Annotated in this window: 25 protein-coding genes; 2 read left to right on the plus strand and 23 right to left on the minus strand. The window is 54.9% G+C overall.

All coding sequences use genetic code 11. The annotated features are described in order from the left end of the window. Window positions 1-5: 5 nt before the first annotated feature. The 14 genes from ptsG to yceD all read right to left on the minus strand — a co-directional run bounded on the left by ptsG (window position 6) and on the right by yceD (window position 12,244). Window positions 6-1,445 (minus strand): PTS glucose transporter subunit IIBC, encoded by a 1,440-nt coding sequence (gene ptsG, locus NXS97_RS05160; protein WP_013025374.1) that lies wholly within the window; start codon window positions 1,443-1,445, stop codon window positions 6-8. Between the two features lie 289 nt (window positions 1,446-1,734). Beyond that, entirely contained in the window at window positions 1,735-2,526 is a 792-nt protein-coding gene (locus NXS97_RS05165; RefSeq protein WP_026020996.1) for a metal-dependent hydrolase, read from the minus strand. Between the two features lie 15 nt (window positions 2,527-2,541). Further along, the gene (gene holB, locus NXS97_RS05170; RefSeq protein WP_013025372.1) at window positions 2,542-3,531 is read right to left on the minus strand and encodes a DNA polymerase III subunit delta'; all 990 of its coding nucleotides are present in this window, start codon (window positions 3,529-3,531) and stop codon (window positions 2,542-2,544) included. Beyond that, window positions 3,528-4,163 (minus strand): dTMP kinase, encoded by a 636-nt coding sequence (tmk, locus tag NXS97_RS05175; RefSeq protein ID WP_014593431.1) that lies wholly within the window; start codon window positions 4,161-4,163, stop codon window positions 3,528-3,530. Before tmk ends, holB begins: the two co-directional genes overlap by 4 nt. Continuing rightward, window positions 4,153-5,172: a cell division protein YceG gene (yceG, locus tag NXS97_RS05180; protein ID WP_116219644.1), complete on the minus strand. Its 1,020-nt coding sequence runs from the start codon at window positions 5,170-5,172 to the stop codon at window positions 4,153-4,155. The genes tmk and yceG overlap by 11 nt, the downstream gene beginning before the upstream one ends. Beyond that, window positions 5,169-5,984 (minus strand): aminodeoxychorismate lyase, encoded by an 816-nt coding sequence (pabC, locus tag NXS97_RS05185; protein WP_181134526.1) that lies wholly within the window; start codon window positions 5,982-5,984, stop codon window positions 5,169-5,171. Before pabC ends, yceG begins: the two co-directional genes overlap by 4 nt. A gap of 122 nt (window positions 5,985-6,106) precedes the next feature. Further along, complete coding sequence (gene fabF, locus NXS97_RS05190) at window positions 6,107-7,348, minus strand: beta-ketoacyl-ACP synthase II (protein WP_013025368.1); 1,242 nt, start codon at window positions 7,346-7,348, stop codon at window positions 6,107-6,109. An 85-nt stretch (window positions 7,349-7,433) separates the two neighbouring features. Beyond that, window positions 7,434-7,670 carry an acyl carrier protein gene (gene acpP / locus NXS97_RS05195; protein WP_003849865.1) on the minus strand — a complete coding sequence of 79 codons (237 nt, stop codon included), beginning with the start codon at window positions 7,668-7,670 and terminating at the stop codon, window positions 7,434-7,436. A 153-nt stretch (window positions 7,671-7,823) separates the two neighbouring features. After that, complete coding sequence (gene fabG, locus NXS97_RS05200) at window positions 7,824-8,558, minus strand: 3-oxoacyl-ACP reductase FabG (RefSeq protein ID WP_014593428.1); 735 nt, start codon at window positions 8,556-8,558, stop codon at window positions 7,824-7,826. Window positions 8,559-8,568: 10 nt separating this feature from the next. Next, a complete protein-coding gene (gene fabD, locus NXS97_RS05205; RefSeq protein WP_029568636.1) occupies window positions 8,569-9,501 on the minus strand; it encodes an ACP S-malonyltransferase in 933 nt (310 codons plus the stop codon). A 16-nt stretch (window positions 9,502-9,517) separates the two neighbouring features. Further along, complete coding sequence (locus tag NXS97_RS05210; protein ID WP_013025364.1) at window positions 9,518-10,471, minus strand: beta-ketoacyl-ACP synthase III; 954 nt, start codon at window positions 10,469-10,471, stop codon at window positions 9,518-9,520. Further along, the gene (gene plsX, locus NXS97_RS05215; RefSeq protein ID WP_013025363.1) at window positions 10,472-11,512 is read right to left on the minus strand and encodes a phosphate acyltransferase PlsX; all 1,041 of its coding nucleotides are present in this window, start codon (window positions 11,510-11,512) and stop codon (window positions 10,472-10,474) included. A 25-nt stretch (window positions 11,513-11,537) separates the two neighbouring features. Further along, window positions 11,538-11,708 carry a 50S ribosomal protein L32 gene (gene rpmF / locus NXS97_RS05220; RefSeq protein WP_013025362.1) on the minus strand — a complete coding sequence of 57 codons (171 nt, stop codon included), beginning with the start codon at window positions 11,706-11,708 and terminating at the stop codon, window positions 11,538-11,540. Window positions 11,709-11,722: 14 nt separating this feature from the next. After that, the gene (gene yceD / locus NXS97_RS05225) at window positions 11,723-12,244 is read right to left on the minus strand and encodes a 23S rRNA accumulation protein YceD (protein WP_014593425.1); all 522 of its coding nucleotides are present in this window, start codon (window positions 12,242-12,244) and stop codon (window positions 11,723-11,725) included. Window positions 12,245-12,384: 140 nt separating this feature from the next. Here yceD and NXS97_RS05230 point away from each other — a divergent pair, with 140 nt between their 5' ends. Beyond that, window positions 12,385-12,972, plus strand: coding sequence for a nucleoside triphosphate pyrophosphatase (locus NXS97_RS05230; protein ID WP_013025360.1), 588 nt, complete (start codon window positions 12,385-12,387; stop codon window positions 12,970-12,972). Window positions 12,973-12,983: 11 nt separating this feature from the next. On the opposite strand, the gene rluC is transcribed toward NXS97_RS05230, so the two are convergent. Continuing rightward, entirely contained in the window at window positions 12,984-13,940 is a 957-nt protein-coding gene (gene rluC, locus NXS97_RS05235; protein WP_019105708.1) for a 23S rRNA pseudouridine(955/2504/2580) synthase RluC, read from the minus strand. A gap of 571 nt (window positions 13,941-14,511) precedes the next feature. On the opposite strand from rluC, the gene rne reads away from it, so the two are divergent. After that, a complete protein-coding gene (rne, locus tag NXS97_RS05240; protein ID WP_259231764.1) occupies window positions 14,512-17,814 on the plus strand; it encodes a ribonuclease E in 3,303 nt (1,100 codons plus the stop codon). Window positions 17,815-18,096: 282 nt separating this feature from the next. Here rne and flgL read toward each other — a convergent pair whose 3' ends face one another. The 8 genes from flgL to flgE form a co-directional block, all read right to left on the minus strand. Then, window positions 18,097-19,059, minus strand: coding sequence for a flagellar hook-associated protein FlgL (gene flgL / locus NXS97_RS05245; protein WP_013025357.1), 963 nt, complete (start codon window positions 19,057-19,059; stop codon window positions 18,097-18,099). Between the two features lie 14 nt (window positions 19,060-19,073). Next, window positions 19,074-20,714 (minus strand): flagellar hook-associated protein FlgK, encoded by a 1,641-nt coding sequence (flgK, locus tag NXS97_RS05250; protein WP_014593422.1) that lies wholly within the window; start codon window positions 20,712-20,714, stop codon window positions 19,074-19,076. Window positions 20,715-20,838: 124 nt separating this feature from the next. Continuing rightward, window positions 20,839-21,783, minus strand: coding sequence for a flagellar assembly peptidoglycan hydrolase FlgJ (gene flgJ, locus NXS97_RS05255; protein ID WP_013025355.1), 945 nt, complete (start codon window positions 21,781-21,783; stop codon window positions 20,839-20,841). Next, window positions 21,783-22,892, minus strand: coding sequence for a flagellar basal body P-ring protein FlgI (locus tag NXS97_RS05260; protein ID WP_014593421.1), 1,110 nt, complete (start codon window positions 22,890-22,892; stop codon window positions 21,783-21,785). Before NXS97_RS05260 ends, flgJ begins: the two co-directional genes overlap by 1 nt. A gap of 9 nt (window positions 22,893-22,901) precedes the next feature. After that, window positions 22,902-23,606, minus strand: coding sequence for a flagellar basal body L-ring protein FlgH (locus NXS97_RS05265; RefSeq protein WP_014593420.1), 705 nt, complete (start codon window positions 23,604-23,606; stop codon window positions 22,902-22,904). A gap of 65 nt (window positions 23,607-23,671) precedes the next feature. Next, entirely contained in the window at window positions 23,672-24,454 is a 783-nt protein-coding gene (gene flgG, locus NXS97_RS05270) for a flagellar basal-body rod protein FlgG (protein ID WP_013025352.1), read from the minus strand. 17 nt (window positions 24,455-24,471) lie between these two features. Beyond that, window positions 24,472-25,230 (minus strand): flagellar basal body rod protein FlgF, encoded by a 759-nt coding sequence (locus NXS97_RS05275; protein WP_013025351.1) that lies wholly within the window; start codon window positions 25,228-25,230, stop codon window positions 24,472-24,474. A 20-nt stretch (window positions 25,231-25,250) separates the two neighbouring features. After that, window positions 25,251-26,498 carry a flagellar hook protein FlgE gene (gene flgE / locus NXS97_RS05280; protein ID WP_013025350.1) on the minus strand — a complete coding sequence of 416 codons (1,248 nt, stop codon included), beginning with the start codon at window positions 26,496-26,498 and terminating at the stop codon, window positions 25,251-25,253. Between the last annotated feature and the right edge of the window lie 4 nt (window positions 26,499-26,502).

Below are 26,502 nucleotides of genomic sequence, written 5' to 3' on the forward strand. Positions count from 1 at the left end.
AGATCTTATGACTTGTTACGGATGTAGTCATCCATATCTGTTTTCAGGTTATCGGATTTGGTGCCGAAAATCGCCTGAACGCCTGAACCGGCCACCACGACGCCACGTGCGCCCAAGTTTTTCAGTTCAGTTTGATCCACTTTGCTTACATCGGCCACGCTGACGCGCAGACGCGTGATACAGGCATCCAGGTTAGTGATGTTTTCTTTGCCACCAAATGCAGACACCAGTTTGCCCGCCATTTCACCGCCGGTCGCGGAAGAGGACTGTTCGCTTGCGCTGTCTTCACGGCCAGGGGTTTTCAGATCCAGCTTCACGATCAGGACGCGGAAAACGGTGTAGTAAACCGCGGCGTAGATCATACCGATAATCGGGAACAACCAGATTTTGCTGCTGTTACCACTCAGGACGATAAAGTCGATCAGGCCATGGGAGAAACTGGTACCGTCACGCATGCCCAGCAGGATACAGATTGGGAAAGCCAGACCGGCCAGAATGGCATGGATGACATACAGGATTGGCGCAACAAACATGAACGAGAACTCGATCGGCTCGGTAATACCGGTCAGGAACGAGGTCAACGCCGCAGAGATCATGATACCGCCCACTTTGGCACGGTTTTCAGGTTTTGCCGAATGCCAGATGGCAATCGCCGCGGCAGGCAGGCCATACATTTTGAACAGGAAGCCGCCAGAAAGTTTACCTGCGGTTGGGTCACCCGCCATGTAGCGAGGGATATCGCCGTGGAATACCTGACCTGCGGCATTGGTGTACTCACCAATCTGCATCTGGAAAGGAACGTTCCAGATGTGGTGCAGACCAAATGGCACCAGCGCACGTTCAACGACGCCGTAGATACCAAATGCCACCACCGGGTTTTGGTAGGCCGCCCACTGAGAGAAGTCCTGAATCGCTGAACCGACCGGTGGCCAGATAAATGACAGCACCAGCCCCATCGCGATAGCCGCCAGACCCGAGATAATCGGCACAAAGCGTTTACCGGCAAAGAAGCCCAGATATTCGGGCAGCTTAATGCGATAGAAGCGGTTAAACATATACGCGGCGATGGAGCCGGCAATAATACCGCCCAGCACCCCGGTATCGGCAAGGTGTTTTGCCTCAATTTCCGCTGCCGGCAGATGCAGGACTAAGGGAGCGACCACCGCCATGGTTTTCACCATGATGCCGTAAGCCACGACCGCTGCCAGTGCGGAAACACCGTCGTTATTGGTAAAGCCGAGTGCCACGCCAATGGCAAAAATCAGCGGCATATTGGCAAAGACCGATCCACCCGCTTCCGCCATTACATGCGATACCACCGCAGGTAACCAGCTAAAGTTCGCTGAACCAACACCTAATAAAATACCGGCAATCGGAAGAACCGATACCGGCAGCATGAGCGATTTACCAACCTTTTGTAAGTTGGCAAAAGCATTTTTGAACATAGCGTGAAACTCCTGAGTATGAGTGCGTTTTTCGCGCAGTGCGCGTGGTAAAGAGGGAGGTTCTTTACCGGTTGGCGTTATCCGCCTTTTTGATTTATTACGAAGGGTAAAATAAATTACCCTTCGTTACTTTGACGGCTATCACGTTTCGTCAATCACACGCCAGCAGCCGGCCACAACGGCGGTTTTTTTGCTGATTTTTCAGCCAATAAAAGTTGACCCTGTCGAATCACAACAGGGTCAACGAACATAATCTCGTATTTATTACAACGTCTGAAATAACTCTGAATCAGGCACCAAGACGGCTCATCGGCACATGAAACAGCGTAGAAAAGTTTTTTGTGGTGGCGGCGGCCAGCGTCTCAATATCTACGCCTTTCAGCACCGCAAGATAATCGGCAACGTCACGCGTGTAAGCAGGCTGGTTCTCTTTGCCCCGGTAAGGAACAGGCGCCAGATAAGGGGAGTCGGTTTCGACCAGAATGCGATCCAGCGGGACGTAGCGCGCCGCGTCACGAATCTGTTCTGCATTGCGGAAGGTGACGATGCCCGAGAATGAGATATAGAACCCCATATCCAGCAGTTTTGCTGCCGTCGCCTGATCTTCTGTAAAGCAGTGCAGTACCCCGCCACAGCGTTCAACCTGCTCTTCCTTGAGAATGGCCAGCGTGTCTTCACGTGCATCACGCGTATGCACGATAATCGGCTTATTCAGCGCAATTCCGCTACGGATATGTTCACGAAAAGAGTCCTGCTGCTGAGCTTTGGTTTCCTGCTGATAGTAGTAATCCAGCCCGGTCTCGCCCAGCGCGATCACCTGAGGATCGGCGGCCAGGCGGCGGAATAACTCAACATCATACGGCGCCTCCTGATTCAGCGGATGCACGCCACAGGAGAGCGCAATATTTTCACGATCGCCCACCAGCGCTTTCAGCGTACTAAAGCCGGGTAAGGTCGTGGCGATAGCCAGCATGAACCGGACGTCGCGCGCCGCCGCTTTGGCAATCACATCATCAAGGTCGTGATGATTTTTCTCATAATCCAGACCATCAAGATGGCAATGGGAATCAACAATAAACATATTTTTCTCAGTCATTTAGCCGGGTAACCTGGGCTTCAGGTTATCTGCCCAACTCAGTAATCGGTCAGTCAGGAGGAGTTCACGATTCACTGCCGCAACCTGTAATAACGATTCACGGCAGCGCATCCAGTCTTGAGCGCTGTTATTGAGCGCCGTTTGCGAGAAGTGCTGCGCCAGCATGGCGACCACGTCCTGACGATCGACGTTAGTCAGCCACTGGGTTGCGCCCTGCTGCCATTTCATCGCATCCAGTATGAATGATAACAGCCAGCCAATCCGTGCCGCGCTGTTATCTGCGTTCAGCACGGGCAGGAGTTGCAGGATGTCCTGTTGCAACGCACCCGGCAGGGAATCGCACAGTTTTTGCCGGGCCTGCCACAGGCCATCATCCAACAGCGTCAGCGCCGCACCGGGCGCACCGGCACTGAGCCGCAGCGCGGCCAGTAGCGGGGCCTCATCATGTTGCCCCTGCTTTCTGAGCCAGGCCAGACTGTGATTTTCATCTGGTGGAGGTAACGTCAGCACCATGCAGCGACTACGCAGAGTTGCCAGCAGGCGGGAGGGCTCGCGACAGCTTAAAAAGAACCAACTGTTGGCTGGCGGCTCTTCCAGCGTTTTCAGTAAGGCGTTAGCCGCCGCCTCGCTGAGCTGAGCCGCATCTGGCAGCCAGACCACCTTGGCACCGCCCTGCTGCGCATAGTGATACATTTTTTCCGTAACCTGACGCACGGCATCAATGCCCAGCGTCGTTTTGCCTTTTTCGGCTTCAAGCCGGTACCAGTCAGGGTGCGTATTTGCCTGCATCAGCTGGCAGCCATGGCAGTGACCACAGCTTTTTAATCCGTCGCGTTGCAGGCACATCAGCCAGCGGCTGATCCCCCACACCAGCGCATCATCGCCCATGCCGTCAAGAGAGGTGATCAACAACGCATGATGGGCACGGCCATCCTGATGCTGACCAATCACCTGGCGGTAAGGTTGATTGAGCCAGGGATACCAGTTCATGCGCGCTGTTCCGCCAGCCAGGCCGTCAGGGTGGCGTGCAGCGCGCTTGTAACCTGCTCAAGCGGCTGAGTGGCATCTATCGTCAGGATACTGTCATCGGCGGCAGCCAGCGCCAGATAGCGCTCACGCGTGCGTTCAAAAAAGCGCAGCGACTCCTGCTCAATGCGGTCTAATTCTCCGCGGGCGCGGGCACGCTGTAACCCGGTTTCAGGCGTAACATCGAGGTACAGCGTCAGGTCAGGACGAAAGTCGCCCAGTACCGTATCCCGTAAGGTGCGCATCAGTTCGGCGTCCAGCCCGCGACCGCCGCCCTGATATGCCTGGGAGGAGAGATCGTGACGATCGCCTATCACCCAGGCCCCCCGCGCCAGCGCAGGCTTGATCACCGTTTCCACCAGTTGGACGCGCGCGGCATACAGCATTAACAGTTCCGCTTTATCGGTTACCTGCTCGCCCTCAATGCCCTGCTTGACCAGCACGCGGAGCTGCTCAGCCAGCGGTGTGCCGCCGGGTTCGCGGGTAAAGACAATATCGTCGATTCCACTGGCCCGCAGTGTTGCAACGACCGCATCGCGCGCCGTGGTTTTCCCTGCGCCTTCCAGGCCTTCAATAACAATAAACTTACTGTCCATTTTTTTCCTTTAACACCAGCCGGTAAGCCTGCACGGCCTTGTTGTGGCTCGCTAGATTGGTGGTGAAGGTATGTCCACCTTTGCCATCCGCCACGAAGTAGAGATAGTTGGTTTTTTCCGGATGCGCGGCCGCAATCAGTGAGGCTTTGCTCGGCATCGCAATTGGCCCCGGCGGCAGGCCGCTGATGATATAGGTATTATACGGTGACGGCGTTTCCAGATCTTTACGCGTCAGCGTGCCAGTATAGGCGTTACCCATGCCGTAGATCACGGTAGGATCGGTTTGCAGACGCATCCCCACGCGCAGGCGATTAATAAACACGGAAGCCACTTTAGCCCGCTCTTCACTCACACCGGTTTCTTTTTCGATGATCGACGCCATCGTGACCATTTCCTGCGCATCTTTATAGGGCAGGTTATCCATCCTGCCCTGCCAGACTTCATCGATGGTCTTTTTCATCCGCTGATGCGCGCGTTCCAGCAACGCGACATCGGTGGTGTTTGCGGTATACAGATAAGTATCCGGAAAGAAACTGCCTTCCAGCGCCTTTTCGTCCAGCTTCAGCGTGCTGGCGACGGTCGCATAGCTGTCATCCGGCAGCGTATGTTTCACGTAGGGCGCTTTACGTAATTCGCTAAGCCACTCTTGCAGGCGTTGTCCTTCCACAAACCGCAGCGGGAATTGTGCCTCTTTGCCGCTGGCGAGCAATTCCAGCAAACTGCGGACCGTCATTGTCGGTTCAAGGCGATAGGACCCGGCTTTGAATTTGGCCAGCTCAGGCTCCAGTTTAAGCAATGCGCCAAACCAGATGCTGTGAGGGATAATCTTTTGACTTTCCAACTGCGCTTCCAGTGCAACGCGACCGGTTCCTGCCGGCAGCGTGTAGATCGTTTCCTGGGAAAGGGTCAACCGGGTTGCTGCAAGTTGTTTAACCTGCCAGTAACTCACGGCTGCCGCGATGAGCAGGATGACCACAACGCTCACCCCTATTTTTTTGATTCGGCTCATGATGCTTCCATTATCTTTCTACAGCTCGCCTGTAGCTGGTTAAACAGGGTGCGCTGTTCAAACGCCAGCGCATCAAGTTGTCGAACGGGTAATACGGGCATCAGCGCGTTGCATACCACAATCTCATCGGCTGCCTGGAGTTGCGCCAGTCCCGCCTGAACCACCTGACAAATCTGACCTGCGGCGCGCATTTCCGCTATCAGACTGCGCCGCATAATGCCGTCAACGCCCGCCTGATCCAGCGCCGGGGTAAAAACCGTGCCGCCGCTTCGCCAGAATAAATTGGCCGCACAGCATTCCACCACCCAACCGTCAGTGTCAAGCACCAGCGCCTCATCGGCGTCGGTCTGCTCAAGGTGGGCACGAATCATCACCTGTTCCAGCCGGTTCAGGTGCTTAAGGCCGGCAAACTGAGGCTGGCGCGCCAGGCGGACCGGGCTCACGGCCAGCCTGACGCCGGTTTGCTGTAGCGCCGCATAATGCGCAGGCCAGGGGGATACCGAAACGATTCGTGTGGGGCCGCTACAACCGCTGCGGCTGTAGCCCCGCCCGCCGCTGCCCGCGCTGATAATGACTTTAAGCACTGCCCTGTCATGTCCGCTGGCCGCGTGTTGCATCTCCTGCGCCAGCGCGGGCCAGTCAACGCCATTCAGCCACAGCCGTTCACAGCTTTGCTGCAATCGCTGCATGTGCCTGTCTAACAGCAGGATTTTGCCGTTGCCGATCGCGGCGGTCGTAAAGCAGCCATCGCCAAACTGTACGGCACGATCGGTGGCCGCCAGCTGGGATTGCTCAGTGCCGTTTATCCACATTGCCGTTTCTCCGGTATCAGAACGTTGCTCGACGATGGCCATGATTTTATCGGTTTCTTCGCGCCGCTGGATAGAAAAAAGGCCCGCATTGCGGGCCTTTACAGCAATCATAAACGGAATGTTTAGATTTTACGGAAAATCAGCGAGCCGTTGGTACCGCCGAAGCCGAAGGAGTTACACAGCGTGTATTCCAGCCCCGAAACCTGACGAGCGGTGTGCGGAACGAAATCAAGATCGCAACCTTCATCAGGATTATCCAGGTTCAGCGTCGGTGGAATCGCCTGGTCGCGCAGGGCCAGAATCGAATAGATCGATTCAACCGCGCCCGCCGCACCCAACAGATGGCCGGTCATGGATTTGGTGGAGCTGACCATTACCGTACTGGCTGCTGCACCAAAAACGGATTTCACCGCCTGGGCTTCCGCTTTATCGCCGGCTGGGGTTGAGGTACCGTGTGCATTGACGTAACCAATCTTATCTGGCGTCATCTGCGCATCACGCAGCGCGTTGATCATCGCAGCGGCTGCACCTGAACCGTCTTCCGGCGGTGAGGTCATGTGATAAGCATCGCTGCTCATCCCAAAGCCCACAATTTCCGCATAGATTTTTGCGCCACGTTTCTTAGCATGCTCATACTCTTCCAGTACGATAATGCCAGCGCCGTCGCCCAGTACAAATCCATCTCGGTCTTTATCCCATGGACGGCTTGCCGCCTGGGGGTTTTCGTTACGCGTCGACAGCGCACGTGCCGCGCCGAATCCGCCAACGCCAAGTGGCGTACTGGCTTTTTCCGCACCGCCCGCCAGCATCACGTCGGCATCGTTATAGGCGATGATACGTGCAGCATGACCGATATTGTGCACGCCAGATGTACAGGCGGTCGCAATGGAGATGCTGGGGCCTTTCAGGCCATACATGATGGTGAGATGCCCCGCCACCATATTGACGATTGTGGAAGGCACAAAGAATGGGCTAATTTTACGCGGGCCACCGTTCACCAGAGAGGTATGGTTGTCTTCAATAAGACCCAAGCCCCCGATGCCCGAACCAATTGCTGCGCCAACCCGGCCTGCATTTTCGTCGGTCACAACCAGACCGCTGTCCTGCATGGCCTGAATGCCTGCCACGATGCCGTACTGAATGAAGTCATCCATCTTGCGTTGATCTTTACGAGAGATAAAGTCATCGCAATTAAAATCTCTTACCAGACCTGCAAAACGTGTTGCATAGGCGCTGGTATCAAAATGGTCGATCAGGTTAATGCCGCTCTGACCGGCAAGGAGAGCACTCCAGGTAGACTCTACGGTATTGCCGACAGGAGACAACATGCCAAGACCAGTCACAACTACACGACGCTTAGACACGTTCGTCCTCCAGGGAGGGATAAAAATGACTATTGTGGGGCAAACATAAAACTCAGGCGGTCATATGACCGCCTGAAGATATTCATTAGCCTTTATGGCTATTGATATAGTCGATCGCTGCCTGAACGGTAGTGATTTTCTCAGCTTCTTCGTCTGGAATTTCAGTATCAAACTCTTCTTCCAGAGCCATTACCAGCTCAACGGTATCAAGAGAATCGGCACCCAGGTCTTCTACGAAAGATGCAGAGTTGGTCACTTCTTCCTCTTTCACACCCAGCTGCTCACTGATGATTTTCTTAACGCGTTGTTCGATATCGCTCATACTATTTAATTTCCTATCAAAACTCGCTTTCGCGATGGTTTTCGTAGTGTATAAAATGTTGAAAAAGATGCAACAAAATCCCGGCTGGTCGAACCACGATTTTACGCTATTGTGCGGTTTTATCCGCAAATAATGCAAATGATTTCGTGATTATCAGACCATATACATGCCGCCATTGACGTGCAGCGTCTCACCCGTGATGTAGGCTGCTTCGTCAGAGGCTAAGAATGCAACGGCATTAGCAATTTCCTGCGCTTCGCCTAAACGACCCGCTGGGACCTCCGCCAGAATACCGGAACGTTGATCTTCGTTCAGTGCCCGCGTCATGTCAGTCTCTATGAAGCCCGGAGCCACGACGTTGACGGTAATGCCACGTGACGCGATTTCGCGCGCCAGTGATTTGCTAAAGCCAATCAAACCTGCTTTTGCTGCAGCGTAGTTTGCCTGACCCGCATTGCCCATGGTTCCAACAACAGAACCGATGGTGATGATACGACCCATGCGCTTTTTCATCATGGCACGCATCACCGCCTTCGAAAGACGGAAAACCGATGTGAGGTTGGTATCCAGGATATCCTGCCACTCATCGTCCTTCATACGCATCAGTAGATTATCACGCGTAATGCCTGCATTATTGACTAAAATGTCCACTTCGCCAAATTCAGCGCGAATTTTCTCTAAAACGCTGTTTACAGAAGCGGCATCCGTCACGTTTAACAGCAGACCTTGTCCTTTATCGCCAAGGTAATCACTGATAGCATCGGCGCCACTTTGGCTGGTTGCAGTACCTACCACTTTCGCACCGCGTGCGGCCAGGGTTTCTGCAATCGCACGGCCGATGCCGCGGCTTGCGCCAGTTACCAGCGCTACTTTACCTTCAAAGCTCATGATTTTCCTCTTATTCCTGTGCAAGCGCCGCAGTCAATGACGCAGTATCGTTCACCGCTGCTGCGGACAGGCCGTCTACAATGCGTTTTGTCAGACCGGTAAGGACTTTACCCGGTCCCATTTCAATAAGTTGCGTGACGCCCTGCGCGGCCATAGCCTCAACGCTCTCGGTCCAGCGGACCGGGCTGTAAAGCTGACGAATCAGCGCATGTCGAATCGCGTCGGCGTCCGTTTCGGCTTTGACATCCACGTTGTTAATGACCGGCACAGCTGGCGCACTAAACGTGATGTTTTCCAGTGTTAATGCCAGCTTATCGGCAGCCGGTTTCATCAGCGCGCAGTGTGAAGGGACGCTTACCGGCAGCGGTAGCGCACGTTTTGCGCCTGCCGCTTTGCAGGCTGCACCTGCACGTTCAACCGCCTCTTTATTGCCAGCGATAACCACCTGGCCTGGCGAGTTGAAGTTAACCGGTGAAACCACTTGGCCCTGCGCACTTTCTTCACAGGCTTTAGCAATCGCAGCGTCATCAAGGCCGATAATTGCCTGCATCGCACCCGTGCCCTCAGGCACGGCTTCCTGCATCAGCTTACCGCGCAGTTCAACCAGCTTGATCGCGTCCGCAAAATTCAGCACACCTGCGCAGACCAGCGCGGAGTATTCTCCCAGGCTGTGACCTGCCATCAGGGCGGGTAGTTGACCGCCCTGCTGCTGCCAGACACGATAGATGGCTACCGAGGCAGCCAGCAAAGCAGGCTGCGTCTGCCAGGTTTTATTCAGCTCTTCAGCCGGCCCCTGGCTGACTAACTGCCACAGATCGTAACCGAGAACATCAGAAGCTTCACGAAACGTCGCTTCAACCGCCGGATAAGCAGCGGCCAGATCCGCTAACATGCCCACAGTCTGTGAACCCTGACCTGGGAAAACAAAAGCAAATTGCGTCATTTTCAATTCCTGTCAATCAAAAGCGAACCAGCGCAGAACCCCAAGTGAATCCACCACCAAAGGCTTCCAGCAAAATAAGTTGTCCGGGTTTGATGCGGCCATCGCGCACCGCCTCATCCAGCGCACTTGGCACGGATGCGGCAGAGGTATTTCCATGGCGATCCAGCGTCACGACCACTTTCTCCATGGTCATACCCAGTTTTTTCGCCGTGGCGCTGATAATACGCAGGTTAGCCTGATGCGGCACCAGCCAGTCCAGCTCTTCACGCGCAATGTTATTTGCCTGCAAGGTTTCGTCCACAATGTGGGCTAACTCGGTAACCGCCACTTTGAAGACTTCATTGCCTGCCATTGTCAAATAAGCGGGCTGATCCTGATTTTCGCGATCCTGATACGGCAGCGTCAACAGTTTCGCATAGCGACCGTCAGCGTGCAGGTGGGTTGAAATGATCCCCTGCTCTTCGCTCTGGCCCAGCACAACAGCGCCGGCACCATCACCAAACAGGATGATCGTCCCACGATCGTCTGGATTGAGCGTACGCGCGAGGACATCGGCACCGATGACTAACGCATGTTTAACGGCACCGTTTTTAATATATTGATCGGCCACGCTTAACGCATAGGTAAAGCCGGCACAGGCTGCTGCGAGGTCAAACGCCGCACAGTCTTTGATGTCAAGCATCTGCTGAATCAGGCAGGCAGAGCTTGGAAAGGCGTGACTGGACGAGGTGGTCGCAACGATGATCAGACCGATATCATTGGCGTCAACGCCTGCCATTTCCAGTGCACGTTGTGCAGCCTGATGTCCCATACTTGCGACAGTCTCATCCGGCGCAGCAATACGGCGCTCACGAATGCCGGTACGGGTAACAATCCACTCGTCCGAAGTCTCCACCATTTTTTCCAGATCGGCATTGGTGCGGATCTGGCTGGGCAAATAACTGCCCGTACCGATAATTTTGGTAAACATCTAGGCTTTGTCACTCCTGGCTAATACAGCGTCCAGACGGGCGGCAATGCGTTCAGGCACCTGCCGCCTCACCGTCTGCTCGGCCTGATTGATCGCCACGGCAAAAGCATGTTGATTTGCTGCACCATGGCTCTTTATCACTGTCCCGCGTAATCCTAACAGACAAGCGCCATTATACTGGTCGGGGTTGAGATGCCCGAAGCGCCTGACCAAACGCTTTTTCATCCAGCGCCCCAGCAACGTCAGCCACCACGACCGCTTCTTACCTTCCTCTGATGACTTGAACAGAGAAAGAAACATTCTTACTACGCCTTCCATTGTCTTCAGAGTGATGTTTCCTGCGAAACCATCACAGACCAGCACATCCGTTTTGCCAGTCAGTAAATCATTACCTTCAAGGTAACCAATGTAGTTAATCTGCGGCAATGCCTTGAGACTTAACGCCGCATCGCGGATGCTTTCAAGCCCTTTATGCTCTTCATGACCAATATTGAGAAGTGCCACACGGGGATTCGCAATCCCCAACACTTCTTCCGCCATCACTGAGCCCATTACCGCAAACTGCACCAGCATCGCACTGTCTGAGTCGACATTGGCACCTAAATCTAAAATGACCGTTTTTCCCTTCTGCTGATGGGGTAAAACGGTCATAAGCGCCGGACGTTTAATCCCGTCCAGCGGCTTCAGTAATAATGTCGCCAGCCCCATCAGCGCGCCCGTGTTGCCGCTGCTGACGCAGGCCTGAGCCCGCCCTTCTTTAACCAACTCTAACGCCACTCGCATAGAACTGCCGCGGCTGTTACGGATGGCTTGTGCGGGTCGCGCATCACTTGCAATAACTGATTCGGCAGGCACAACCTGCAGTCGCTCCAGCAAGGAGGAATCCGCTTTGGCAAGCAATGGCGTGAGAATGTCGGGATCTCCGACAAGAAGAAGGATAATTTCCGAATGAGAGGCCAGTGCCTGCAATGCTGCAGGCACCGTCACGCAGGGACCGAAGTCCCCGCCCATGGCATCGATAGCCAGGGTCAAACGTGCCAAGGTATCGCCTTGCTAAGCAAAGAACTTACTTAACGATAACCTTGCGACCGCGGTAGTAACCGTCCGCAGTGATGTGGTGACGCAGATGAGTTTCACCAGAAACTTTATCTACTGACAGAGTGGCAGTGGTCAGCGCATCGTGCGAACGACGCATACCACGCTTAGAACGGGTGGGTTTATTCTGTTGTACGGCCATGGACCTTACTCCTATTACTTACGCTTTAAACTGGCTAATACGGCAAATGGGTTTGGTTTTTCTGCCTCTGCAGGCAACTGACCAAAGACCATGTCCGCCTCGGACACTTCACAGTGTTCAGAATCGTGCACCGGAACCACAGGCAGCGCGAGAATAACTTCATCCTCGATAACTGCCAGCAGGTCGATCTCACCAAACTCGTTGACATCAACCGGCTCGTACGCTTCCGGCAACGCTTCGGCCTGCTCGTCAGACGACACAGGACTGAAGCAATAGCTTACGTGTACATGATGTGGAAAAACCTGGTTGCAGCGCTGACAACGTAGCGTAACCTGTACATCAGCAGTACCCGTCAGTACTGCCAGACGCTGGTTGTCAACCGCAAACGACATGACACAATCTACATCACTGTCCACACTGACGACCGACTCAGCAACACGCTCAACCTGTTGAGAGGTATAAACACCTTGATAATCCAGGCGTTTTTGAGCGGTGCGGACTGGGTCCAGCGTCAGGGGTAATTTTACCTTTTGCATAGGGCGCGCATATTAACTTTGTAATCACATAGAGTCAAAGAAAAAGGCCGTTTACCAGCATCTTTCAACCACTATTCGCATCCAGTGCGGCGCACAGTTTAAAATGACTGCCACCAATTCGCTATCAATATTGAAAAAAAATGACAGCATCGATTCTTTTAGCATCAACGTCGCCCTTTCGTCAGGCACTGTTAGCGCGGCTGGGCCTGCCTTTCACGGTCGATTCGCCGCAGACAGATGAAACGCCGTTAGCGCATGAAAGCGCGGAAGCGCTGGTCACCCGATTAGCCATCGCCAAGGCGCAGGCGCTGGCCCAACGTTATCCTGACCACTGGATTATTGGTTCTGACCAGGTCTGCGTGCTGAATGGCGTGATAACCGGGAAACCCCATACGGTTGAAAACGCGGAAGCACAGTTGCGGGCCGCCAGCGGCCAGCGCGTAACGTTTTATACCGGGCTGGCGCTATACCACCCTGCCAGCCAGCGCTTAATGCAATGCTGTGAGCCGTTTAGCGTCCATTTCCGCACGCTAACCGACGCCGAGATCCGTGCCTATATAAAGAAAGAGCAACCGCTGCAGTGCGCAGGGAGCTTTAAAAGCGAAGGGTTGGGGATTTGTTTATTCGATCGTCTTGAGGGACGCGATCCGAATACGCTGGTCGGTTTACCGCTTATCGCGCTCAGCAATATGCTGCGAGAAGCAGGCATCAACCCCCTGTCGGATTGATGCCCGGCGCGTCAGCTTTTCTGCTGGCGCAGCATCGTCAGGCAATGCTGCAACTTGTCATCCAGTGGCGCTTCCATGCGGAGCGTCTCACCCGTGTTGGGATGCGTAAAGGTCAGCGCGGCCGCATGCAGGAACAAGCGGTTAAGCCCCGTAGAGGACAGCTGGCTGTCAAACGCGCGATCGCCGTAGCGGTCGTCGAATGCAATAGGATGACCGGCATGCAGCGTATGCACACGAATCTGGTGGGTACGTCCGGTAACCGGGCTGGCTTTTACAAGGGTGGCGAAGTCGAAGCGCTCTTCCACTTTAAACCGGGTTTCTGAAGGCTTGCCGTCGCTGCTCACGCGTACCATGCGCTCACCGCTTTGCAGAATGTTTTTCAGCAACGGCGCCTGAACCACTTTCAGATGCGATGGCCAGTTACCCTGAACCAGCGCCAGATAGTCTTTCTGCATGCCTTTCTCACGCAGTTGTTCATGCAGTGAGCGCAAGGCTGAACGCTTTTTGGCCACCAGCAGCACGCCAGAGGTGTCACGATCCAGACGGTGCACCAGCTCCAGGAAACGAGCCTCAGGACGCAGGGCGCGCAAGCCTTCTATCACGCCAAAGCTCAGGCCGCTGCCACCGTGTACCGCTGTACCGGACGGCTTGTTCAGTACCAGCAGGTGATCGTCTTCAAAGAGAATGGCATTGGCTAAAGAAGCCACTTTGGCCAGCTTGGGCGAAACGCCCTCTTCGTCCCGTTCGGCTACCCGGACGGGCGGGATACGCACCTCATCGCCCTCTTCCAGCTTATATTCTGGCTTGATGCGTTTCTTGTTAACCCGCACCTCGCCTTTACGCACGATGCGATAAATCATGCTTTTCGGCACGCCCTTTAACTGGGTGCGCAAAAAGTTGTCAATGCGTTGTCCGGCATTTTCAGCCGTGATGGCGACAAAGTGTACGCCTGGATTCTCTGTTTTCATGGCGGCGATTCTAAATAGTGTCCCCTGATAGCGCCACCCCTTTTTCTGTGCTTAACTCTTTGCGTCTCGTCAGGAAGCGTAATGTGATTGCTGTGATTTTCAGCAGCGCGGGTGCACTTCTTGTCGTAGGGTTCTTAAAATGTAAAGAAAATTGATCAGTGAGTTAAAGTCACCTTGCTATATGAAGGTTAGCAGTGGAATAATGCTTGGGTTTCTTAGCTGAAGATTCAGATAAGAAAAAAAACGAAATTAGTTATTTTGTCGGATTGAGCAGACACGCAGCAATGGCGTAAGACGTAATGCGAAATCAGACACTTAGCGGGCTGCGGGTTGCGGCCTGGACATGAGATGGAGTGCACGGGTTTACTGAATTATCTCTCGCATTTCCACTATCTGGTGCTGTTGTTCCTTATGAAAAACAGGCCACCGACGTTATTTGCGCCCCTCGCGCGGTCGATAACCGTGAGGTTGACGACATTGCACTAAGTCACGGGGCCATCGGTTGATACTCGTCCAGGGTAACTATGCCCGCAGCTTTAATCACTCATGAAAGAATAACGAGTACGTTACGATGAAAAGAATGTTAATCAACGCAACTCAGCAGGAGGAGTTGCGCGTTGCCCTGGTTGATGGTCAACGTCTGTACGATCTGGATATCGAAAGCCCAGGACACGAACAGAAAAAAGCCAATATCTACAAAGGTAAAATCACCCGTATCGAACCCAGCCTTGAAGCGGCTTTTGTCGATTACGGTGCAGAACGTCACGGTTTCCTCCCTCTGAAAGAAATTTCCCGCGAATACTTCCCTGCTAATTACAACTCACACGGTCGTCCGAACATTAAAGACGTGCTGCGTGAAGGTCAGGAAGTCATTGTTCAGATTGATAAAGAAGAACGCGGCAACAAAGGCGCTGCGCTCACTACCTTTATCTCTCTGGCAGGCAGCTATCTGGTATTGATGCCAAATAACCCGCGCGCGGGTGGGATTTCACGTCGGATTGAAGGCGATGACCGTACCGAACTGAAAGAGGCGCTATCGGCGCTTGAACTCCCTGATGGCATGGGGCTGATTGTTCGCACGGCGGGCGTCGGTAAATCAGCCGAATCGCTGCAGTGGGACCTTAGCTTCCGTCTGAAGCATTGGGAAGCCATCAAAAAAGCGGCTGACAGCCGCGCGGCCCCGTTCCTGATCCATCAGGAAAGCAACGTGATCGTGCGCGCCTTCCGCGACTATCTGCGTCAGGATATCGGTGAGATTCTTATCGATAACCCGAAAGTGCTGGAACTGGCACGTCAGCATATCGCCGCGCTGGGCCGTCCGGACTTTAGCAGCAAAATTAAGCTCTACACCGGTGAGATTCCGCTGTTCAGCCATTACCAAATCGAATCGCAAATCGAATCCGCTTTCCAGCGTGAAGTTCGCTTGCCGTCAGGCGGCTCAATCGTTATCGACAGTACCGAAGCGCTTACCGCCATCGATATCAACTCCGCCCGTGCCACGCGCGGTGGCGATATTGAAGAAACCGCCTTTAATACCAACCTGGAAGCGGCCGACGAAATTGCTCGCCAGCTGCGTCTGCGCGACCTGGGCGGCCTGATCGTTATCGACTTCATCGATATGACACCGGTTCGTCACCAGCGCGCGGTTGAAAACCGTCTGCGTGAAGCCGTCCGTCAGGATCGCGCCCGAATTCAAATCAGCCATATTTCACGTTTTGGCCTGCTGGAGATGTCCCGCCAGCGCCTCAGCCCGTCCCTGGGCGAGTCCAGCCACCACGTCTGTCCACGTTGTAGCGGCACCGGCACTATTCGTGATAACGAATCTCTCTCGCTGTCCATTCTGCGCCTGATTGAAGAAGAAGCGCTGAAAGACAACACCAAAGAAGTGCATGCTATCGTGCCGGTCCCGGTTGCCTCTTACCTGCTGAATGAAAAACGTGAAGCGGTAAATGCTATCGAGAAACGTCAGGGCGGCGTACGTGCGGTCATCGTGCCGGACGACCGGATGGAAACCCCGCACTACTCCGTTCTGCGCGTGCGCAAAGGCGAAGAAACGCAAACGCTGAGCTATCACCTGCCGAAACTGCATGAAGCCGAGATGGCGATGCCATCTGAAGAGGAGCATGCTGAGCGACGTCGTCCAGAGCAGCCTGCTCTCGCAGCCTTTGTGATGCCCGATGCGCCGCCAGCACCGGCCGAAGCCTCACCGGAAGTGGCCACACCTTCAGCGACTGTGACGCAACCCGCATCAGCGGCCGCGCCGGCCAGTGAAGGTTTTGTCAGCCGTCTGCTGAGTGGATTGAAAAAACTGTTTGCTGGCGAACCAGCTCCGGCGGCTGTCGAGCCGGTTGCCGAGGTGACGGCCCCGCAGAAAACCAGCGAGGACGAGAACGGCAACCCGCGTGGCGATCGTCGTAATAATCGTCGCAACAATAACCGTCGCGAACGTACCCCGCGCAACGGTGATAACGCACAACAGCGCGAATCTCGCGATAACCGTGACGCTCGTGATAACCGTGATAACCGTGATAACCGTGGTGAGTCTCGAGATAATCGCGAGCCGCGTGAAGACAATCGTCGTAACAAGCGTCAGGCCCAGCCTAATGAGGCGCGTGACGATCGTCCGGTACTGAGCGATGAGGCGCGTCAGCAGCGTGATGAGCAGCAGCAACAGCGCCGCGAACAACGTGCTGAACGTCAGCGTCGTCGTCAGGAAGAGAAACGTGCTCATCAGGACGCTAACAGCGCGGTGGAACAAACCGCCGAAGCGGTCGCGCCTGCTGCTGTGGATGCGCAGGAAGACGAGCGCGTTCAGGTGATGCCACGTCGCAAACCGCGCCAGCTGACGCAGAAAGTCCGCGTTGGTGATAACAATGACCAGCCGCAGGCCGCCGCCGTTGAATCAGCCGAATCGGCTGACGTTCAGAAGGTGCAGCCTGTTGTCGAAACGTCGCAGGTTGAAGAGACGGAGGAGAACGAAGGTCGCGATAATGCCAATATGCCACGTCGTTCACGCCGTTCACCTCGCCATCTGCGCGTAAGTGGTCAGCGTCGCCGTCGTTACCGTGATGAACGTTATCCGACTCAGTCCGCGATGCCTTTAGACGCTGCTGCGGCTTCGCCTGAAATGGCGTCCGGCAAAGTCTGGATTCGCTACCCGGTCGCGCAAGCGAATGAAGAGCAAATCGTTCAGGATGCGCCTCAATCGACACCGGACTACAGCCGTGAAGAGACTGCACCTGCTGTTGCCCTGCCTGTCGCCACTGAGGAAGCGCCGGCTTCACAGGCTGCGCCAGTACAAATCGCAGAGCCGCAGGCTGACGCCCCGGTTACCGTGGTGAATACTGACGATACTCAGGCCATTGAAGCCCCGGTTCATCATGAACCTTCGGTGATTCCAGCCGCCGCTGAAGCCGGTGCTGAAGCGATCGCGCAACAGGCTCAGCCTGCTGACGCTGTCGAAGCGCCGGAAGTGAGCGTGCCGGAGGTGAACGTGCCGGTTGTCGCAGAATCCGCGCCTGAAGAAACGGCGGATGAGCATGCGGGCACTGAAGTCAGCGCTGCGACCGAAGCGCAGGTGGAAGAGGTTTTACACGCGCCGGTTGCCGCTGAGGAAGCCATTACGCCGGTTAGTGAACCTCATGCACCTGTTGCCGCACGCGACATCCCTGTTGAGGCATTAAAAGCCAACGCCGAAACGCGCTGGAAGCACTTTGCTTCTGCACCGATGACCAAGGCACCTGCGCCAGTGTGGCAACCCGAGCCTGCCCGTCAAAGTGACTGGCAACGTCCGGCCTTTAAATTTGAGGGCAGAGGTTCTGCTGGCGGCCACAGCGCTACCCATCAGGCTACTGCACCTGCCACCAAGCCGTAAGGCGCGCTAGCAGCACACATGAACCCGGCTCCGGCCGGGTTTTTTATTGCTTGCACGGCGTAACAGGTGATGGTTCGGGGACACGCAGCCCTTAACTGAATGCGGCTCTCAGGCAGGGCAGCGTTACAGGGATAAAACCGCGCGCGGAAGTCACGCGTTAACGCATGCTTTTCAGAGTGGCCTTGTGGCAACGCACAGGCTGCAGGCAAAAAAAATCCCACCGTCCCTTATCAGGACGGTGGGAAAAACTAAGCGCACCCGGTTAAAGTACGCCCAAATTTTTTATGAATTTAACTGAAACAGCGACATCTGAGACATATCGGTAAAGGTCTTGTATGAAGCCTGCAGCGCCTGCTGTTGCATGGTGTAGCTGGAGATCGCCTGGGTGTAATCAACGTCCACCAGGCTGCTCATCTGGGAATCATAAATGACCTTGCGATCGTCCCCCTGCGCATTCAACGTATCTAACTCTTTCAACTGAGTACCGATCTCGGAACGGACGCTGAGCACGTTGTTCAACGAGTTGCTCAAACCACGGCTGGTTTTATCCATTGCCGCAGAAAACGTGGCTTTCGTCGCATCGTCCGCGCCGTTTTGCGGCACTTTCAGCGCACTGATCGCGCTGTCCAGCATGTTAAACAAGTTCGTTTCACTGGTACCGCCGTTAGGCTCTTTCACCGCATTGCTGGTGATAGACATCACGATGCTGTTACCGGTATGACCAATGGTCATGGTACGGTCAGTGTCCACTTTTTGCGTAATGGCGTCGGTTCCGCCCTGATAGGTCACACCGCCCGCACCGTCCACAAACGGCGGGCTATCGGTTTTGTAACCCGCGAAAATATAGCGGCCGTTGGCGTCTTTGCTGTTGACCTGGTTCAGTAACTGCGCACGCACGCCTTCCAGCTGAGTCGCATAGGAGGCGCGGTCATCATCGCTTAAGGAACCGTTTGCCGCGGCCACGATCATCGACTGCGCGCTCATGATGCTGTTCGTGACGCCGTTAAGGGTATTTTCTTCCAGCGATAATCCCTGGTCGGCAAAGGTACGCGCAACAGAATACTGGCTTGCCTGCGCCTGCGTTTGCGACAGCACGACCGCACGCGATGCGGCAATCGGGTCGTCTGAAGGATTAGACACTCTGAGTCCGGTGGAAAGCTGTTTTCCCGCGTTTAACCAGGAGGATTGCGCATCGCTAACGCCGCGAACCTGCTGGTCAAAAATCATATTTGTACTGAGTCGCATGATGTCCTCTGCTTTTAGTTGATGCTAAGCAGGGCGTCAAAAACGGTGCTGGCCGTTTTTAAAACCTGCGCATTCGCCATGTAATATTGTTGGTATTTCGTCAGGTTCGCGTACTCTTCATCCAGGTTCACGCCAGAAACAGACTGCTGGCGGTTGGTTAGCTGCGTCACCACGTTCTGCTGTGTCGTGCTGGCGGTTTTGAGTGCCTGAGTTTTGTTGCCAACGGTACTCACCATCGCGCCGTAAGCCTGGGAAATCGTCGCGTTGCCGTTAACAATTTTGGCATCCTGCAACGCCAGCAGCTTTTGCGCATTGCGGTTATCACTTTCACCGCCGGTCGCGGCCGCAGCGGCGATTTGCGATCCGCTGGTAATAGCAACCGACATGCCGTTAACCACGTTCTGAACCGGCTTCACCAGGAAACTGTCTTTGGCGTTTGGCGTGCCGTTGACCGTCAGGCTCATTCCATCCAGATTAAGCGTCGTAACGCCGCCCGAGGTCGTGGGTGTAAGCGTGGTTTTGCTGTTATCTGACAAACGTGTCGCTGACCAGTTTGTCCCGTCATAGCTGACGGTATAGTTTGATGCCTGCAGGGCACTGGTGTTAGTCCACGCGGCCGTCAGGGTGGCAGAAGAGGTATTTTTGCTGTCCCCCTGCGCCGTAGGAGTGCCGATATTAAAGAAGTCGACGCCCTGATTACCGTTGCTGTCGAAGCCTTGCTTATGCACGGCGTTAAAACTGGTTGTAAAGGCCGCCGCTAACTGGCCCAGTTGGTTTTGTGCCAGGTCCAGATCCTGCGAACGAAAGCTCAGCATACCGCCCAGCGAACCCGTAGTTATGGATGATTCGGGAAGCTGCACGTTGCCAGCTTGTGGATCAACATAACCCACTGTGGTGCGAGTCAGGTCACTGCTGGAGGGCATAGCCACCAGTTTGGTGGACTGAAAACCATTCACCAGCGAAAGACCGTTAGCCATGGAAACGGTATAGCTTCCATCTTGTTGTGACACTGTCACACCAACGATATTATTCAGACCGTTGACTAACTGATCGCGCTGATCCAGCAAATCATTCGGTGTTGCACCGTTAGCCGTGCTGAGTTTGGCAATTTGCTGGTTAAGATTCGAGATCTGTGTGGTGAAGGTATTAATCTGATCAACATCAGAGGCAATGTTGGTGTTCACGCTGTTTTGCATGTTGGTCAGGTACTGCGCCTGGGTCTGGAACTGGTTAACCAACCCCTGCGAGTTGCTGAGCATCGACTGACGCGCCGCCGGATCGTTGGCGTTACTGACCACGTTCTGCATGTTGCTGAAGAAGCCCTGAATCGCCGTCGACAGGTTAGTGGTCGAGGTCGACATCAGATCGTCAATGTTCGATACTTGCGAATACTGTGTATTCGCTGCGTTATAGGTGGCTGACGAACCGCGCAGCTGAGCCGCGATAAAACTATCATATTCACGCTGAACGCCAGTGACGTTAACGCCATTGCCGTAATAGCTTTTCCCCTGCAGGGTACTGTTTGCTTCGGCCAGAATGGTGGTCTGACGTGAGTAACCCGCGACAGTGTAGTTACTGATATTGTTACTGGTCGTGCTTAAGGCGGCCTGTGCGGCACTGAGCCCGCTCATTGCGGAGTTAATTATGCTGGACATCTCGGTTCCTTACATTCCCCCGTTAACCGGGTTGCTGTCATCAGTGTGGTCGCCAACATGCGCTGGCGCGCCTGGCTCTTGCTGTTATTATCGGCATGCTTAAGTGAAACTTGAGGCGGAATAATCAGAACAGCGTACTTAAATCCTGGCTATAGGCTTTAACGACTTTTTCGCCCATGCTCTTGAATTGCTGGATCATTCCTACCAGTTTTTGTGCGTATTTCGGATCGGTCGCATAACCCGCGGCCTGTAATGCCTGCGCGCCCTGCTCGGCACTTTGCGCATTGGCCACGGCCGCATAACGCGGATTATTCGAAATCAGTTTGACGTAGTCGTTTAACGCTTCGAAATAGGAGCCATAGACCCGGAATGTCGCGCGCACTTTTTTCGCTTCGCCATGCTCGTATTCGGTGGTCATGATATCGGTTGTTTCGCCCTTCCAGTTGCCGCTGGCTTTAATGCCGAAGACGTTGTAGCTCGGCTTGCCGTCACGGGTCAGGATTTGACGCTGCCCCCAGCCGGACTCCAGCGCGGCCTGCGCCAGAATCAGGTGGTGAGGAATACCGCTTTGCTGGCTGGCAGCCTGAGCAGGCTGCGTCAGTTGCGCAATAAAATCGCGGCTGTCGCTGGGCAGACCGGTCGGAGATGGCGCGGGCAGGCGCGGCATCGCTTTACGCACCATCTGCTCCAGCGGCGTTGCCCCTATGCTGCTCATGATAAAGCTGTTATCCAGCTTCATCGGAACGGTTCCGGCGGTTTCGTCCGGTGCTTTGGCGGGTTCCATCTGTTTAACGATAATATCCGCCAGGCCCAGGCCACGTTTACCAATATCCTGCGCAATCTGCTGATCGTACATTGACGTGAAAAGTTTGGTCTGTTCATTGCTGAGTATGCCGTCCTGCGGTAGCGCCTCGCGCATACTCTTCAGCATCATCTGAACAAACATCCCTTCGACCTGCTGTGCCACCTGTAGCGCTTTTCCTTTCGGATCAACAGTCACCTGGCGTTTAAGGTCATTCAGTGAGCGGCTGTCGAAAGCCGCATTCATCAGCGATTGCGCATCGTTCATCAGATAATTTCCAGTTTAGCGCGCAGGCAACCCGCGCTTTGCATTGACTGCAAAATAGACATCAGTTCGATAGGCGATGCACCCAGGGCATTGAGCGCGCGCACGACACTGTTCAGGTTGGCGCTGGAGTTAACCCGTTGGAGAGCGCCGCCGCTCTGACGCAGATCGATCTGCGTATTGGTGGTGGCCACGGTTTGTCCACCCGCCAGTGGCGTATTAGGCTGGCTCACGTTTTGCTGCTGATTGACCGTGACTGACAGGTTGCCCTGCGCGACGGCACAGGTATTCAGTTTCACTTCACGGTTCATGACGACAGAGCCGGTACGTGAGTTGATGATCACTTTGGCATCTTCTACAGGGACAGACACATCGATATTCTGTATCTCAGCCAGTAAGCGAACCTGTGCACCGTTATTCGGCGATACGCGGACCTGCACAGTGCGCGCATCCAGCGGCTGAGCAGAACCGTATCCGCCACGGGCGTTGATGGCATCCGCAATACGCTGCGCCATAGAGAAATCTTCGGTGTTGAGCTGCAGGTTGATGGTGTTCTGCGAGCCAAAGTTGCTCTGCAGCTCACGTTCAACCGTGGCACCATCGGTAATACGTCCCCCGTTAAGCTGGTTGACCTGCACGCTGCTGCCGCCTGCTGCGGCACCCGCGCCACCGACCAGGATGTTGCCCTGAGCCAGCGCATAGACCTGGTTATCGACACCTTTCATCGGCGTCATTAACAGCGTACCGCCGCGCAGACTTTTCGCATTACCCATGGACGAGACAACCACGTCCAGCGTCTGTCCCTGGCGGGCAAACGAAGGCAGTTTTGCCGTCACCATAACCGCCGCCACGTTTTTGAGCTGCATGTTGGTGCCAGGCGGGACGGTAATGCCCAGCTGAGACAGCATGTTACTCACGGTCTGCGTGGTAAAAGGCGTCTGGGTGGTCTGGTCACCGGTACCGTCAAGGCCAACCACCAGTCCGTAGCCCAGCAGTTGGTTATCACGCACGCCCTGGACGGTGGTTAAATCGCGAATCAGATCGGCACGGGCCATCAGGCTTACGCCTAACAGTAACCCCAGACCGACACGCCATAATGCTAACTTTTTCATTGCAACCTCTTAGAACGGCGAGATATTCAGGAAGAAGCGCTGCAACCAGCCCATATTCTGCGCTTCATTGATATAACCATTTCCGACGTACTCAATACGTGCATCGGCGACGGCCGTTGATAACACCGCGTTGCTGGCGCTGATGGTGCGTGGGTTAACCACGCCCGAGAAGCGAATAAACTCGGTGCCCTGGTTGATCTCAATCTGTTTTTCCCCGACCACGTGCAGGTTGCCATTCGACAGAACCTGATCCACCGTGACGGTGATGGTGCCGGTAAAGGTGTTATTGGCAGAAGCCCCGCCTTTACCTGCGAAATCATTTTTGCCACCCGCCGCAAAGTTGGCTTTCTCGCCCGATGCGCCGGCTAAACCGGCTAAACCGGTAGGAACGGCCGTGATGCCCAGACTGCCGCTGCCGTTACGGCTGGCATTCGAGGTTGAACTTTTGCTGGCGCTGACGTTTTCCTGCAAGGTGATGGTCAGCGTATCGCCGATATTACGTGGACGACGATCCTCAAACAGCGGCTGATAACCGTAGTTAAGCGGCGCGACGCCCTGAAAAATTGAACCGTTCACCACCGGTGGTGCAGATGGCAACGGCTGAGCCGTGGTCGCCCCTTGCACCAACGGCGTGCGCGGTACCAGTGCACAACCGTTAAGAGTGAGTAGCAAGCTTGCTACTAACCAATGTCCAGGCTTGAGAATATGTTGCATCGCCACGGAGTCACGACCTTATAAATGACTGTTCTTCAGGCCAGCCTGCGCCGGCCCTGTTCGTATTACAGCTGAGTTAACTTCGCCAGCATTTGATCGGAGGTGCTGATCGCTTTGCTGTTAATTTCATACGCGCGCTGCGTCTGGATCATGGTGACCAGCTCTTCCGCAACGTTAACGTTGGAGGTTTCGGCATAGCCCTGATACAGCAAACCTGCACCGTTCTGGCCCGGCGTACTGTCAGTCGGGGCACCGGATGCCTGGGTTTCTTTGTAGAGGTTTTCACCCACGCTATCGAGACCGGCATTGTTCATAAAGGTGCTCAGCGTTAACTGACCAACCTGGGCGGCCTGTGTCTGCCCCTGCTGGGTAACGCTCACCACACCATCGCGCGACACGGTAATGCTGGTGGCGTTAGCGGGAATCGTGATGCCAGGCTGAACCGGGAAACCGGAGTTGGTCACTAACTGACCATTCTGATCGACCTGAAACGAACCATCACGGGTGTAAGCAGACGTACCATCTGGCATCTGGATTTGGAAAAAACCCTGTCCGTTAATGGCGATATCTTTTGAGTTATTGGTCTGCGACAGGTTGCCCTGGGTATGCAGACGTTCGGTCGTCACCGGACGTACACCGGTACCAATTTGCAAACCTGACGGCAGCGTGGTTTGCTCAGATGACTGGGTACCCGGCTGACGCATCGTCTGGTACATCAGGTCTTCAAATACCGCACGTGAACGTTTAAAGCCATTGGTACTGACGTTTGCCAGGTTGTTGGCGATAACGTCCATGTTCATCTGCTGGGCATCAAGACCGGTTTTCGCGATCCATAAAGAACGAATCATGTATTTATCCTCGTGCCTTAGCTGCCGATGCTCAGCAACTGATTGGCTTTTTGTTCGTTTTCGTTGACGTTTGAAATGACTTTCATCTGCATCTCAAAACGTCGGGCATTGGCGATCATATCGACCATGGTCTCAACCGGTTTGACGTTACTGCCTTCCAGAACGCCGGGCATTACCTGCATGGTCGGATCGGCCTGCAGTGCGGCACCGCGAGTCGCCTGCGTCGCGGCGGTCGGACGGAACATGCCATCGTCACCGCGCTGTAACTCTTTACCTGTTGCCTGAACCAGCTTCAGACGACCCAGTTGCACGGTGGCATTGGGTGAGTCGCCAGCGTTCAGTCCGGTAATCGAACCGTCAGCCGCAATCGTGATCTCTGAACCTTGTGGGATCACAATCGGGCCGCCCTCGCCCATGACGGGATTGCCCTGCACCGTCAGCGTGCCGTCCGAACGGATTTGCATGTTGCCGTTGCGGGTATAGGCTTCGCTGCCGTCTGCAGTACGCACTGCAAGCCAGCCATCCTGCTGCATCGCCACGTCCAGCGGACGTTCGGTGTAATCCATTGCACCCTGACTCATATCGGCACCCGGCGTGGATGCCGTTACCAGCGTGCGCGTGGGCAGTGACCAGCCGTTAACCGGTACAGCACGCAACGCGTTCAACTGCGCCCGGAAACCGGGCGTTGAGGCGTTGGCGAGGTTGCTGGCGGTAACCGCCTGCTGATCCAGTGTCTGACTGGCCGCGCCCATCGCGGTATATATCGCGTGATCCATAGAGCAATCCCGTTAGCGAATTAACGTAAGTTGACCAGGGTGTTAAGGATCTGGTCCTGCGTTTTGATGGTCTGCGCGTTCGCCTGATAGTTGCGTTGCGCGACGATCATGTTGACCAGCTCTTTACTCATATCGACGTTCGAAGACTCCAGCGCACCTGCGGTCAGTGAACCAAATGTTCCGGTGTTCGCCAGGCCAACAGCGGCCTGTCCAGACGCATTCGTTTCTGCCCAGACGTTGTCGCCCTGAGATTTCAGACCTTCCGGGTTAGAGAAGCTGGCCAGTACGATCTGTCCCAGCAGCTGAGTGCGTTGGTTGGAGTAACTGCCGGTGATGGTACCGTCATTGTTGATGGCGTAGCTGGTCAGGTCGCCAGGCGCGTAGCCGTTTTGTGTGGCGTTACCAAACGTGGTGGCACCAGTGTTTTGCTGCAGGCTGCCCACAAAGTTCAAGGCGACGGTGGTACCGTTTGCGCCATTCACACCAGGAATGGTCACGGTAGCGGTGCTGGCCGTGGTTGAGCCCGCGACGACGTTGCCGGTCGCATCCAGTGAAGAAACGCCCGTCAGCTGACCGTTGGCATTGTAGCTCATCTGGTAATTACCCACGTTTGAGCCCGCAGTGGAGTCAATGCCGTGAATTTTCCAGGTGTTGTCTGCGGTTTTAACGAAGTACAGGTCAAGCGAGTGCGAGTTACCCTGAGTGTCGTACATGGTAATGGTGTTTTTGGCACTGTAGGTCGTTGGGTCAGTCGCCGAGAACTTGGTGTCATCCAGTGCTGCAGACGTGGAGTTCAGCTTCGCAACCTGATTCGCCGTGGTGGTGGCATTCGCCGGCATTTGCGTGGTAGGGATTTTAATCGCAACCGGGTTCGCACCGCTCTGGATTGTGGGTGGCACGCCTGACGCCGGATAGCCGGTTACATTCAGACCCTGGGTATTCACCAGGTTACGGTTCTGATCCAGCGTAAACTGGCCGTTACGGGAATAGGAAACCGCACCCGCCGAGTTGGTCAGACGGAAAAAACCGTTGCCGCTCAGCGCAACATCCAGCCCACGGCTGGTGGTGGTGGTAGAGCCATCGTTGAAGTTCTGGATAACGGCCGCAACTTTTGTACCCAAACCCACGTTAGAGCCGGCAAACATATCGGCAAACGCGATGGTACTGGATTTGAAGCCCGCTGTGGCGGAGTTAGCGATGTTGTTACCGATAACGTCCAGGTTACTTGAGGCAGCGCCGAGACCGCTGACCGCTTGTGAAAATGACATTTAA

This window comes from Pantoea sp. B623, from assembly GCF_024814475.1.
Classification (GTDB): domain Bacteria; phylum Pseudomonadota; class Gammaproteobacteria; order Enterobacterales; family Enterobacteriaceae; genus Pantoea; species Pantoea ananatis.

What these genes read in the sequence shown, in the direction of transcription:
- ptsG (WP_013025374.1), bottom strand. Translation starts at nt 1,445, where the DNA reads ATGTTCAAAAATGCTTTTGCCAACTTACAAAAGGTTGGTAAATCGCTC.
- NXS97_RS05165 (WP_026020996.1), bottom strand. Translation starts at nt 2,526, where the DNA reads ATGTTTATTGTTGATTCCCATTGCCATCTTGATGGTCTGGATTATGAG.
- holB (WP_013025372.1), bottom strand. Translation starts at nt 3,531, where the DNA reads ATGAACTGGTATCCCTGGCTCAATCAACCTTACCGCCAGGTGATTGGT.
- tmk (WP_014593431.1), bottom strand. Translation starts at nt 4,163, where the DNA reads ATGGACAGTAAGTTTATTGTTATTGAAGGCCTGGAAGGCGCAGGGAAA.
- yceG (WP_116219644.1), bottom strand. Translation starts at nt 5,172, where the DNA reads ATGAGCCGAATCAAAAAAATAGGGGTGAGCGTTGTGGTCATCCTGCTC.
- pabC (WP_181134526.1), bottom strand. Translation starts at nt 5,984, where the DNA reads ATGTGGATAAACGGCACTGAGCAATCCCAGCTGGCGGCCACCGATCGT.
- acpP (WP_003849865.1), bottom strand. Translation starts at nt 7,670, where the DNA reads ATGAGCGATATCGAACAACGCGTTAAGAAAATCATCAGTGAGCAGCTG.
- fabG (WP_014593428.1), bottom strand. Translation starts at nt 8,558, where the DNA reads ATGAGCTTTGAAGGTAAAGTAGCGCTGGTAACTGGCGCAAGCCGCGGC.
- fabD (WP_029568636.1), bottom strand. Translation starts at nt 9,501, where the DNA reads ATGACGCAATTTGCTTTTGTTTTCCCAGGTCAGGGTTCACAGACTGTG.
- NXS97_RS05210 (WP_013025364.1), bottom strand. Translation starts at nt 10,471, where the DNA reads ATGTTTACCAAAATTATCGGTACGGGCAGTTATTTGCCCAGCCAGATC.
- rpmF (WP_013025362.1), bottom strand. Translation starts at nt 11,708, where the DNA reads ATGGCCGTACAACAGAATAAACCCACCCGTTCTAAGCGTGGTATGCGT.
- yceD (WP_014593425.1), bottom strand. Translation starts at nt 12,244, where the DNA reads ATGCAAAAGGTAAAATTACCCCTGACGCTGGACCCAGTCCGCACCGCT.
- NXS97_RS05230 (WP_013025360.1), top strand. Translation starts at nt 12,385, where the DNA reads ATGACAGCATCGATTCTTTTAGCATCAACGTCGCCCTTTCGTCAGGCA.
- rluC (WP_019105708.1), bottom strand. Translation starts at nt 13,940, where the DNA reads ATGAAAACAGAGAATCCAGGCGTACACTTTGTCGCCATCACGGCTGAA.
- rne (WP_259231764.1), top strand. Translation starts at nt 14,512, where the DNA reads ATGAAAAGAATGTTAATCAACGCAACTCAGCAGGAGGAGTTGCGCGTT.
- flgL (WP_013025357.1), bottom strand. Translation starts at nt 19,059, where the DNA reads ATGCGACTCAGTACAAATATGATTTTTGACCAGCAGGTTCGCGGCGTT.
- flgK (WP_014593422.1), bottom strand. Translation starts at nt 20,714, where the DNA reads ATGTCCAGCATAATTAACTCCGCAATGAGCGGGCTCAGTGCCGCACAG.
- flgJ (WP_013025355.1), bottom strand. Translation starts at nt 21,783, where the DNA reads ATGAACGATGCGCAATCGCTGATGAATGCGGCTTTCGACAGCCGCTCA.
- NXS97_RS05260 (WP_014593421.1), bottom strand. Translation starts at nt 22,892, where the DNA reads ATGAAAAAGTTAGCATTATGGCGTGTCGGTCTGGGGTTACTGTTAGGC.
- NXS97_RS05265 (WP_014593420.1), bottom strand. Translation starts at nt 23,606, where the DNA reads ATGCAACATATTCTCAAGCCTGGACATTGGTTAGTAGCAAGCTTGCTA.
- flgG (WP_013025352.1), bottom strand. Translation starts at nt 24,454, where the DNA reads ATGATTCGTTCTTTATGGATCGCGAAAACCGGTCTTGATGCCCAGCAG.
- NXS97_RS05275 (WP_013025351.1), bottom strand. Translation starts at nt 25,230, where the DNA reads ATGGATCACGCGATATATACCGCGATGGGCGCGGCCAGTCAGACACTG.
- flgE (WP_013025350.1), bottom strand. Translation starts at nt 26,498, where the DNA reads ATGTCATTTTCACAAGCGGTCAGCGGTCTCGGCGCTGCCTCAAGTAAC.